Genomic DNA, 11,326 nt, shown 5'->3' with positions numbered 1-11,326 from the left:
CGCCAAAAAGGAGGACATTCCCGTGTTCGACCAGTCCTACGGATTGCGGTTTGATATTTACGAGCGCATCATTTTAGCGGAAGATCTGCCGGGAATTGAAGAGCTGGAGGAGGCTGAGCTGATTCCTCATATCCAGGTGATTCACCAGGGAGAGCAAGCTGCCCTGCGGGGTCATCTGCTGTTAGCCGGACTGTACAAGGGGGACACCCCGGAGCAGGAAACCGAGCCGCTGGAGCATTGGATTCCCGTTGAGATCACGGTTCCGATGAATCGGGTTTCCTCGCTGGAGGACATTGCCGTCGAGATTGAGAATTTTGATGTTGATGTGCTGTCCAAGCGAGGGTTAAACATTACCGGTGTGTTGTCCTTAAAAGGAATCCAAGGCGGGGTGCAGGGCTACGGCAGCGACCAAGCCTGGCAGGATGAAGAAATTTCGGTCGTACATGCTCCTGCAGATTCGCAACAGCAGGAGGAAGAAGCACGCCGTGAAGCCTCACAGGAGGTGTATACGGCCAATTCTTTTGAGGCAGTGAACGAGCCTGCAGCAGCGGAGCCTGAGCTTGAGGTTGTCCCGAGAGGGGCGGCAGAGACCACAAACGAATCAAAGGCGGACTCCACTCCCCTGACGGCAGAGAGCACTCAGGCTGACGCTGCAGCGCCGGTGCCGAGTGTATGGAGCTTTGAGCGTCAGCAATCCGGCTGGCCGGAGGAGCTTCAGGACGAGGAACGGCAGGATGAGAAAGAAACTGCCGAGCCGGAGCAGGCTGCGGAGACTGTAGAACATACTCCAGATACCTTGGAAACCGAGGCTGAACAGCCGGAAACGATCGCGCTGGAGGGAGGCATTCAGGAAAGCGCAGAGCTGCAGGAGGAAGAAGTGCCCGCGAAGCCGGAGCTTAAGGTGGCCTTCAGCAGCAAAAACAGTACGGTTAGCAGCGCTGGCAGTGCAGGCTTCTCCTCATTGCTGCATCCCGGCCGTCTGACTTCGGAAGGAGAAGCGGCTTCCATTCCTGCAGAAGAGCCAGCAGCGAATGAGCCTGAGCGGCAAGCAGGAGAGGACGTGCAATGGAAGTCCTTGTTCCTGGGAGCACGGCAGGAAGAAACGCCGTTCCGAAAGGTTCGCTTATGCATTGTGCAGAGGGAAGAGACGCTGGAGGGCATTGCAGAGCGCTACCAGCTGAGTCCGCGCGAGCTGCTGCTATATAACCGCTTGTCGGAGCAGAGTGTCGAAGAGGGGCAAATTTTGTACATCCCATAGCTGGCCTGAACCGTTGATGGAATGCTTATGCGGCAGTTGCTTATTAAAAGCTGTTTCCCTGGGGATTTTTATGCCTGGTGGGGAACAGCTTTTTGCTGTGTTAGGACGGTTTAATTCGGTGCTGCTTCGTCATAAAGCGGCCCTGCCGTTTTCTCACAGCGGCGGTACCTGCAAAGATTGACGGTCATGCCTTAAAAAGGTTATAGTATCTATAGCCAAATTCAAAAAGCAGTAACCCCATACCATCATCAACGAGGAGCGGGAAGAGTAGGATGTGTGGCCTAAAGAGAGCGGAGTTGCAGCGCTGAGAGATTCCGCAGGAACCAGCATTCCCAAAGTCGCCCGTGAGTTGCTTGCTTGAGCTGTGACACACACCGATGTGAGGACCCAGTTAGAGCAGGCCGGCTGCAGCCGTTATCTGTGCAGAGTGTCGCAGTGTGATCAGGATTGCCGTGAGCGTAGAAGTGCTCCTGGTGGATTGCGAAACAAAGGTGGTACCGCGAGAGAACCAAAGTCTTTCGTCCTTTGAGGACGAGGGGCTTTTTTTGTTGTTCCGGACTGCGCGGCCCTCCCGCAGCGGTACGGCTAAAACCCTATAGTATGGAAATGCTGACTAAGTAACGGAGGTAAATGAATATGGAATCCAAAGAAACGACAGGCTCGGCTCAGATGCCGACCACCTATGATCCCAAAGCTGCAGAACAGAAATGGTACAGCTACTGGAAGGACGGAGGCTTTTTTAACGCCGGGAAGCGACCGGAGGCAGAGCCTTTTACGATCGTCATTCCGCCGCCGAATGTGACCGGTATGCTGCACATCGGCCATACTCTGGATTTTACCCTTCAGGACATCATTATCCGGGTCAAGCGCATGCAGGGCTATGATGCCTTATGGCTACCGGGCTCGGACCATGCCGGCATTGCTACACAGACCAAGGTCGAGCAGAAGCTGCGCGAGCAGGGTGTGACCCGTTATGATCTGGGGCGCGAGAAGTTTCTGGAGAAGGTGTGGGAGTGGAAAGAGCAATACGCGAATACCATCCGCGAGCAGTGGGCGAAGATGGGGCTTTCCCTGGATTATTCCCGCGAGCGCTTCACACTGGATGAGGGACTGTCCCGTGCAGTACGGGAAGTGTTCGTGAACTTGTACAACAAGGGTCTCATTTATCGCGGTAAGCGAATTATTAACTGGGACCCGGCAGCGCGGACAGCCCTGTCTGATATTGAGGTGGAATATAAAGAGGTACAGGGCCATCTGTATCATCTGAAATATCCGTTAAAGGATGGCAGCGGGTTTATTACGGTCGCGACGACCCGTCCGGAAACGATGCTGGGAGATACAGCGGTAGCGGTGCATCCGGAAGATGAGCGTTATCAGGATATGATCGGCAAAATGCTGGTGCTTCCGGTTGTAGGCCGGGAAATTCCGGTCATCGCAGACGAGTATGTAGAGAAGGACTTCGGTAGCGGTGCGGTGAAGATCACCCCTTCCCATGACCCGAACGATTTTGAGATGGGCCTGCGCCACGATCTTCCGCAGATCACGGTGATGGATGAGTCCGGCACCATGAATGGCTTCGCCGGCAAATATGAAGGGCTTGACCGCAGCGAATGCCGCAAGCAGATTGTCAGCGATCTGCAGGAAGCCGGCGTCCTGGTCCGCATCGAGGACCATGTTCATCAGGTCGGGCACAGTGAGCGCAGCGGCGCGGTCGTTGAGCCGTATTTGTCGACACAGTGGTTTGTCAAAATGAAGCCGCTCGCCGATGCCGCCATCGAGGCGCAAAAATCCGGAGACGGTGTAAACTTCGTGCCGGAGCGCTTTGAGAAAACCTATCTTCACTGGATCGAGAATGTGCGGGACTGGTGCATTTCCCGGCAGCTGTGGTGGGGACACCGGATTCCAGCCTGGTACTGTGAGCAGTGCGGCGAAGTGCATGTATCGCATGACGAGCTGGACGTGTGCAGCGCGTGCGGAAGTCATCAGCTGAAGCAGGATGAGGACGTTCTGGACACTTGGTTCAGCTCCGCGCTCTGGCCGTTCTCGACACTGGGCTGGCCGGAGGACAGTGAGGACTTCAAGCGTTACTACCCAACGAATGTTCTCGTGACCGGCTATGACATTATTTATTTCTGGGTAGCCCGGATGATCTTCACTGCGCTGGAGTTTACCGGCGAGAAGCCGTTTAAGGATGTGCTGATGCACGGACTGGTGCGGGATGCGGACGGCAAGAAAATGTCCAAGTCGCTTGGCAACGGCGTGGATCCGCTGGAAGTCATCGAGAAGTATGGCACAGATGCCATGCGCTATATGATCTCTACAGGAATTACGCCGGGACAGGATCTGCGCTTCCGCTGGGAGAAGGTAGAGCAGGCGCGGAACTTCGCCAACAAGATCTGGAACGCCTCCCGCTTTGCCTTGATGAATCTGGAGGGCGTACAATACAGCGATATCGACATCAGCGGGGATCTGGGTACAGCCGACCGCTGGATTCTGCATCGCCTGAACGAAACTTCACGCGACATTACGCGTCTAATAGACAGCTACGAGTTCGGCGAAACAGGCCGATTGCTCTATAACTTCATCTGGGATGATCTGTGTGACTGGTATATTGAGTTTGCGAAGCTGACACTGTACGGCGAGGATGAGGCTGCCAAAAAGAACACCCAGTCCGTGCTCGTCTATGTCCTGGATCGCACGATGCGTTTGATTCACCCGTTCATGCCGTTTATTTCCGAGGAAATCTGGCAGCATCTTCCTCATGACGGGGATACCGTTATGCTGGCAGAATGGCCGACCTATGATGCCGCTCTGGAGAACCCGGAGGCTGTTGCTGAAATGGATATGCTTATGGACGTGATCCGTGCAGTCCGGAACATCCGGGCCGAGGTGAACGTACCGATGAGCAAGAAAATCGAGCTGCTCCTTCAAGCTTCGGACGCCAAAGGCTTAAGCATTGTTCAGCGCAACGAAGTGTACATCCGCCGCTTCTGCAACACTTCCCAATACGAAGCGGGTCTGAGCCTGTCCACGCCGGATAAAGCGATGACTGCAATTGTAACAGGGGCGGAGCTGTACCTTCCGCTTGCCGGCCTGATCGATATCGATCAGGAGATTGCCCGCCTGGAGAAGGAGCTGCAGCATCTCAATAGCGAGGTATCCCGGGTAGACAAGAAGCTGGGTAATGAGGGATTTGTGGCCAAAGCGCCGGCGAAGGTGATCGAGGAAGAGAAGGCCAAGCAGGCTGATTACAGCGACAAGCGGGATAAAGTGATTGCCCGTATCGCGGAGCTGAGAGGCTGATATGGGACAAACCGGATCCGTAGGTGAAGATATGATGAATAAGGTCCCGGCAGCCCCCTTTGAGACGTATACAGAAGCGGTGAACTGGATTAACGGCTTGATCCCATTCGGGATCAGGCCCGGTCTGGAGCGGATTGAGCTGCTGCTTGAGCGCCTGGGTCATCCTGAACGCCGACTGAAGTTTGTTCATGTGGCGGGCACGAACGGTAAAGGCTCCACCTGTGCGTTCTTGACACGCGTGCTGCTGCAGGGCGGATATTCCGTCGGGACCTTTACCTCGCCCTACATTACGAAGTTCACGAATCGCTTTCAGATTGACGGTGAGGATATTGAGGAAGAGGTATTGCTGAAGCTTGCAAACCAGCTGTATCCGCTTGTACAGGAGATTGCAGACAGTGAGCTTGGCTCTCCGACCATGTTTGAGGTGTCCACAGCGCTGGCGATCCTGTTCTATTCCCGGGAACGGGTACCGGATGTGGTCGTGTGGGAGACAGGGCTTGGCGGCAGAATGGATGTGACGAACGTCGTTCACCCTGTCGTATCGGTGATTACGAACATAGGAATGGATCATACCGATATTCTTGGGGAGACCATTCAGGAGATTGCTGTGGAAAAAGCCGGTATTATCAAGCCGGGGGTACCTGTGGTCACGGCGGTTTCCCAGCCGGAGGCTCTGGAGGTTATCCGCCAGACGGCAGCCTCCAAGCGCGCAACACTGTATGCAGCAGGAGAGCAGTTCAGCTACGAGCGGTTGTCCGGGGACGAAAACAGCCAGAAGCTTCGCTTCTCGGGGCCTTTCCGGGAGCTGGAGCTGGAGATTGGCATGCAGGGCGAGCATCAATGCCAGAATGCGGCCTGTGCCATGATGGCGATAGACATTCTCCGCCATTACATGGCGTTTGTCATTGAGCCTGATGACTTGCAGAAGGGCTTTACAAGCACTCGCTGGGCTGGACGCCTTGAACAGGTGAGTCAAATGCCACGACTGATTCTCGACGGAGCTCATAATCCGGAAGGAGCCGAATCGCTCGCGAAGAGCCTTCCTGGAACCTACCGCTACCGAAAGCTGAACCTGATGATGGGAATGCTCTCAAATAAGCATCATGAAGACTATTTGAAGCATATACTTCCTATAGTGGATACATTGATCATCACTGAACCGGATTTCCGGAGAAAAATGGACGCCAACGCCTTGGCAGACGTTGCTGAACGGATCAGGGAGTCATACGCTAAACCATCCCTTCAAATCATCATAGAACCAGACTGGAGAAAAGCGCTTGAAGCATTGAAGTCACGGACGGAAGCGGAGGATCTCGGGGTCGTGTCAGGCACGTTGTACCTGATTGCCGACGTGCGTTCAGACCTCCTTGGCCTTTCCGATGCTGAAAAAGGTTGGTGAAAATTGTTGAATACTTCGGAACATGTTCATTTTATAGGAATTGGCGGTTATGGCATGAGTGCCATTGCAAGAGTGATGCTGGAGATGGGATACAAGGTTACGGGCTCGGATGTAGCCTCCCAGGAGCTGACTGAAAAGCTGGCAGCCAAAGGCGCCCAAATATATATCGGCCATACGGCCGAGCAGATTCAAGGAGCGGACCTGGTCGTTTATTCGACTGCGCTTTCTCGCGATAATGTGGAGCGGGTAGCGGCAGAGGAGCAGAACATTCCCGTGCTGCACCGTGCCCAAATGCTGGCGAGACTGCTGAATGAGCGCAAGGGCATTGCGGTAGCAGGGGCGCACGGCAAGACGACGACCTCATCCATGATCTCAACGGTGCTGGAGGATTGCGGCGTAGACCCGACCTTTATTATCGGCGGAGAGATTATGAATGTCGGTACGAATGCGAAGGCCGGACAGGGGGAGTATGTCGTAGCTGAAGCAGATGAAAGCGACGGCTCGTTCCTGCAGTACTACCCGTGGCTCGGGGTAGTGCTTAACATTGAGGCTGATCATCTTGAGAATTATGACGGAGATTTTAACCAGCTCAAGGCGGCTTATGTGCAATTTTTGAGCCAGATCCGTGAGGACGGAACAGCCGTTGTGTGTGCGGATGACGAGAATATCAGAGCTATTTTGCCGGAGCTGAAATACCAGGCTACCACATATGGAATTCACCATGATGCTGAATACTCAGCGCGGGATCTTGTGCTCGGAGACCGGCAGGTTAGCTTTACGATGCTGCATGGTGAAGAGGTCATGGGTACCATCCGGCTCTCGGTTCCCGGCAAGCATAATGTATACAACGCCATGGCTACCGTTATTACCTGCATGAAGGCAGGCGTCCCGTTCGAAGAGATTGCCCAGTCTATCATCAAATTTAACGGAGCCAAAAGGCGCTTCCAGGTGCTTGGTGAAATCAATGATATTCTGGTCATTGACGATTATGCGCATCATCCGACCGAGATTGAAGCGACCATCAGCGCCGCAAAGGCAACCGGAAAAAGAATTGTAGCCGTATTTCAGCCGCAGCGCTACTCGCGGACCTTCTTCCTGCTGGACGCGTTTAGCCGCGCTTTCGGCGATGCCGATGAGGTCATTATTACCGACATTTACGCACCGGCCGGCGAGAAGCAAATCGAAGGCATTACCTCAGCGAAGCTCGCGGAGCTGATCGTACAGAACAGCAATGCAGGAGCAAGATACCTTTCGACGAAGGATGAGGTGCTGGAGGATCTGAAGGGACGCGTGGCTCCCGGAGATCTGGTACTTACGATGGGTGCAGGTGACATTTGGAAGGTTGGAGCTGCTCTGGCAGAAGTGCTGAAGAGTAAATAAGGTGAATACCAGGGTCATGTTATGAAGGAGGCTTTCCTTCAGGGCATGGCTCTTTTTTTCATTTACATCTGGCACGGCAGCGGGACATAACGAGATGGACATCCTCATAAATATGGGTAGTACGAGAGGTGACAACCAAGGAGGGGAGTCCATGAGCAAATCCCGAATGACGATTCGTCTGGATCAAGAGCCGCCGCGGGGGACGATAGAAGAGCGAAGTGTGCGGCTATCCGGAGTTCCGAAGACAGAGGATCACAATATTGAAGTGGATCTTGGCAGCTATTATCGCCCGCGCGCGCCGAAAGCTTCACTATGGAAGCTGATCGGCTCCATCACAGCCGCTGTGCTGACCGGTCTGCTGTTCGGCTTTGCGGTCTTGAATTCATTTGGCGGGGAGCCTCGTGCATCTGAACATACTAAGCCTGTCGATTCCGTACCTGTACCGGAAGCGGCCCAGTCACAGCAGCATGATGCAGCGGGAGTGCAGCCTGGAAGCGAGGCCGTCCTTGTTCCTGATAAAACCTACTATTTGCTTCAATACGGCATGTTCAGCTCGGAGGAAGGGGCCAAGCAAGCAGAGAAGGAGCTGCTGCAGTCTGGGCTGGCCGCCTACGGGGACATGGATGGGGCTTACCGTGTCTATGCGGGAATATCTCCCGACCGGGAGGGAGCGAAGCTGCTCAGCAGTCAGCTGAAGCATAGCGGAATCGAGCTCTATGTAAAAGAGGTGGTGTCTGCGGGACCACAGACGACGGTTCTGGCTGTCTCTGGATTGCCATGGAGCCTGTTCATAGAAACGGGCGGAGGGCTGGCTTCAGAGCTCAGCGCGTTTTCTGCCCTTATGCTGGGGCGGGAGACCGGGACTGCTGCCGATGCAGAAACGATGAACCGTATAACCGGGCTGCATTTACAATGGACGGAGGCGCTGGAGCTGCTTCAGGGTATGAGTCCCGAGGCGGAGTCTCAGCTAAAGGGGATGGCGCAGCAGATGAACAGCGCGGTTACGGCACTCGCAGAATATAACAAAAACCAGGCCAAGGGGCATTTGTGGGAAATCCAATCAGGCATGATGAACTATATCATGGGTCAAAAAAAGCTCATTTCACTGCTATAGCCCTTATTTCCCGGGTCAGAAATACCTCACAGCAGGGGCAACTATTTCCAGTTGTCCCTGCTGTTTTTGTATTTGTATTGCTAACTGTTACACCGTATAATAATGTAGGTGTCAAAAAATGGCGAGGGACGATGAGAGATGAAGAAAAACGCAGGAGTGCTGATTTTGTTCATACTGCTGGGGTGGCTGACAGGAACCTGGCTTGCCAAAGCGCTGATGTCCGTCAAGGCCCTTTCTTTTTTAACAACCTCGACCTATATCGGCTGGAGGCCGGAGGCACAATTGGATATTATCAATTATAATATAAACATTGAAATCAAGCTTAGCCTGCTCGGACTGATCGGTATTATTACAGCGGTCTGGCTGTATCGCAGGCTCTAGACAAGGAGAACAGCCCGTGACGGACAACAGATCTCGGCGGCAGATTGTGCTTGCCTCAACCTCTCCTCGAAGACAGGAGCTGATTCAAATGCTTGGTCTTCCGGTTGAAGTTATGCCTAGCGGCGCTGACGAAGACACGCCTGCAGGATGGAAGCCTGAGCAGGTTGTGGAGAGTCTGGCTCTCCGCAAGGCTGAGGCTGTGTTAGAGCGCTGTAGACTTGCTGCACCGGCAGCTGTTATTGTCGGGAGTGATACGGTAGTCGTGCTGGATGGGGAGATTCTGGGCAAGCCCCGGAACCCGGAGGAGGCTGTTTCAATGCTCTCCCGGCTTCAGGGAAGAAGACATGCCGTATATACTGGCATTGCCTGCGTGGATCTATCCACAGGGACAAGCCTGCTCCGGCATCGCGTCACAACTGTAGCGATGAAGCCGCTTCTGGAGACTCAGATTGAGAGCTATGTAAGAACCGGCGAGCCGATGGACAAGGCAGGGGCATATGGCATTCAAGGATTGGGTGCTGTTCTGGTGGAGAGCATCGAGGGCGATTACTTCAATGTCGTGGGCCTCTCGATCTCTATGCTGTCCGATATGCTGCTGGAGCTGGGGATTTCCGTGCTCAACGGATGCTTGCAGAGCAGCAGCCAGGGCGGCAGGAACATGACGCGTTGAACTTATAGAAAGTAGGGGAAGGCATGGAGTCGCACGCATTTATGCTGCGCGATATCCCCCATGATGAACGACCTAGAGAGCGCATGATGGCTTATGGGGCAAGCGCTTTGAGTCATGCTGAGCTGCTCGCGATACTGCTGCGGACCGGAACCCGCCAGGAATCGGCGGTGCACGTAGCCCAGCGGATATTGCAACAGGCAGGCAGCATTCGGGAGCTGTCAGATTTAAGCATTACCGAATTGACGCAGATTAAAGGGATCGGGCCAGCCAAGGCGGTTCAGCTAAAGGCCGGGATTGAGCTGGGACGAAGAATGTCCGGTTTTAAGCGAGGCGAGCCGGTCATTATCCGGAGTCCGCGCGATGCTGCAGATCTGCTTAGCGAGGAGCTGCGCTCTCTGCATAAAGAACACTTTGTTTGTCTTTTTTTAAATACCAAGAATCATGTGATTGCTCAGGAGACGCTGTCCATTGGCAGCTTGAACGCAGCGGTCGTGCATCCCAGGGAGGTCTTCCGGGCTGCCATCAAGAGCAGCTGCGCTTCGCTCGTCTGTGCGCACAATCATCCTAGCGGGGATCCTACACCAAGCCCGGAGGATATTGCGCTTACAACACGCCTGGTCGAGGCGGGGAGCATTATCGGGATTGACGTACTGGATCACATCATTATTGGAGATGGAAGCTTTGTCAGTTTGAAGGAACGCGGTTTGATGTAATATAATAGTCCAGATTGAGGAAGAAAGGGAGTTTACAGCATGTTTGGTGGATTCACGAAGGATTTAGGAATTGATTTGGGGACAGCGAATACACTCGTTTATGTCCGTGGTAAAGGTATTGTCGTTCGGGAGCCCTCGGTGGTTGCCCTGCGTACAGATACGAAGAGCATTGAGGCGGTCGGTGAATCTGCCAAGAAAATGATTGGACGCACCCCCGGCAACATCCGGGCAATCCGGCCAATGAAGGACGGCGTCATCGCCGATTTTGACACTACGGCGACGATGATTAAATATTTCATCCGTCAGGCGCAGAAGCAGCGCTCGTTCTTTCAGCGTCATCCGAATGTCATGGTGTGTGTGCCTTCCGGTATTACAGCGGTAGAACAGCGCGCTGTAGAGGACGCAACGAAGCAAGCCGGTGCACGTGAAGCCTACACGATTGAGGAGCCGTTCGCAGCGGCAATCGGAGCGGATCTACCGGTATGGGAGCCGACGGGCAGCATGGTAGTAGATATCGGCGGAGGAACGACAGAGGTAGCTGTTATTTCGTTGGGCGGAATCGTAACGAGCCGCTCGGTTCGCGTTGCCGGCGATGAAATGGATGAATCCATCATCTCTTATATCAAACGCCAGTATAATTTAATGATCGGAGAGCGGACGGCAGAACAGCTGAAGATGGAAGTAGGCTCCGCCATGCCGCTGGAATCCGTAGAAACCATGGAAATTCGCGGCCGGGATCTCGTGACCGGACTGCCGAAGACGATCTCGATTACGTCCGATGAGATCAGTGAAGCGCTGGCAGATACGATCAATGCCATCGTTGAAGCTGTAAAGGTTACGCTGGAGAAATGTCCGCCGGAGCTCGCAGCAGATATTATGGACCGCGGCATTGTGCTCACCGGTGGCGGTGCGCTGCTCCGTAACCTGGATAAGCTGCTTGCAGAAGAAACCGGAATGCCGGTCATTGTGGCCGAGAATCCGCTGGATTGCGTAGCTATTGGCACAGGCAAAGCGCTTGACAATATTCATCTGTTCAAATCCCGCAGCAGCTCAGCCAGCCGTTCCAAGCGGTAGTCTGGAGAGCAGACCCTGATTGAACAAAGGATTC

Annotated in this window: 9 protein-coding genes; all 9 read left to right on the top strand. The window is 54.1% G+C overall.

Translation table 11 applies throughout. From position 1 onward, the window contains the following. Window positions 1-22 precede the first annotated feature (22 nt). The 9 genes from JJQ72_RS08220 to JJQ72_RS08180 all read left to right on the top strand — a co-directional run bounded on the left by JJQ72_RS08220 (window position 23) and on the right by JJQ72_RS08180 (window position 11,292). The gene (locus tag JJQ72_RS08220; protein ID WP_208203346.1) at window positions 23-1,258 is read left to right on the top strand and encodes a LysM peptidoglycan-binding domain-containing protein; all 1,236 of its coding nucleotides are present in this window, start codon (window positions 23-25) and stop codon (window positions 1,256-1,258) included. Between the two features lie 636 nt (window positions 1,259-1,894). Further along, a complete protein-coding gene (locus JJQ72_RS08215; protein WP_208203345.1) occupies window positions 1,895-4,561 on the top strand; it encodes a valine--tRNA ligase in 2,667 nt (888 codons plus the stop codon). A 31-nt stretch (window positions 4,562-4,592) separates the two neighbouring features. After that, window positions 4,593-5,960 (top strand): bifunctional folylpolyglutamate synthase/dihydrofolate synthase, encoded by a 1,368-nt coding sequence (locus JJQ72_RS08210; RefSeq protein WP_208203344.1) that lies wholly within the window; start codon window positions 4,593-4,595, stop codon window positions 5,958-5,960. Between the two features lie 6 nt (window positions 5,961-5,966). Further along, window positions 5,967-7,340 (top strand): UDP-N-acetylmuramate--L-alanine ligase, encoded by a 1,374-nt coding sequence (gene murC / locus JJQ72_RS08205; protein WP_138225064.1) that lies wholly within the window; start codon window positions 5,967-5,969, stop codon window positions 7,338-7,340. A 151-nt stretch (window positions 7,341-7,491) separates the two neighbouring features. Further along, window positions 7,492-8,454 (top strand): SPOR domain-containing protein, encoded by a 963-nt coding sequence (locus JJQ72_RS08200; protein ID WP_208203343.1) that lies wholly within the window; start codon window positions 7,492-7,494, stop codon window positions 8,452-8,454. A gap of 138 nt (window positions 8,455-8,592) precedes the next feature. Further along, complete coding sequence (locus JJQ72_RS08195; RefSeq protein WP_138225066.1) at window positions 8,593-8,835, top strand: DUF4321 domain-containing protein; 243 nt, start codon at window positions 8,593-8,595, stop codon at window positions 8,833-8,835. 16 nt (window positions 8,836-8,851) lie between these two features. Continuing rightward, window positions 8,852-9,505 (top strand): Maf family protein, encoded by a 654-nt coding sequence (locus JJQ72_RS08190; RefSeq protein ID WP_208203342.1) that lies wholly within the window; start codon window positions 8,852-8,854, stop codon window positions 9,503-9,505. A 23-nt stretch (window positions 9,506-9,528) separates the two neighbouring features. Next, a complete protein-coding gene (gene radC / locus JJQ72_RS08185) occupies window positions 9,529-10,218 on the top strand; it encodes a RadC family protein (protein WP_138225068.1) in 690 nt (229 codons plus the stop codon). A gap of 39 nt (window positions 10,219-10,257) precedes the next feature. Next, on the top strand, window positions 10,258-11,292 hold the full coding sequence (locus JJQ72_RS08180) for a rod shape-determining protein (protein WP_138225069.1): 1,035 nt from the start codon (window positions 10,258-10,260) through the stop codon (window positions 11,290-11,292). Window positions 11,293-11,326 lie beyond the last annotated feature (34 nt).

Source organism: Paenibacillus sp. F411 (genome assembly GCF_017582705.1).
Classification (GTDB): Bacteria; Bacillota; Bacilli; order Paenibacillales; family Paenibacillaceae; genus Paenibacillus_AQ; species Paenibacillus_AQ algicola.
The sequence above is the reverse complement of the archived record's forward strand: the minus strand, read 5'-3'. Positions and strand labels throughout refer to the sequence as shown.

Bases quoted from the DNA above. Each gene is read 5' to 3' on its own strand.
- JJQ72_RS08215 (WP_208203345.1), top strand. From the start codon at position 1,895: ATGGAATCCAAAGAAACGACAGGCTCGGCTCAGATGCCGACCACCTAT.
- JJQ72_RS08210 (WP_208203344.1), top strand. From the start codon at position 4,593: ATGATGAATAAGGTCCCGGCAGCCCCCTTTGAGACGTATACAGAAGCG.
- JJQ72_RS08200 (WP_208203343.1), top strand. From the start codon at position 7,492: ATGAGCAAATCCCGAATGACGATTCGTCTGGATCAAGAGCCGCCGCGG.
- JJQ72_RS08195 (WP_138225066.1), top strand. From the start codon at position 8,593: ATGAAGAAAAACGCAGGAGTGCTGATTTTGTTCATACTGCTGGGGTGG.
- radC (WP_138225068.1), top strand. From the start codon at position 9,529: ATGGAGTCGCACGCATTTATGCTGCGCGATATCCCCCATGATGAACGA.
- JJQ72_RS08180 (WP_138225069.1), top strand. From the start codon at position 10,258: ATGTTTGGTGGATTCACGAAGGATTTAGGAATTGATTTGGGGACAGCG.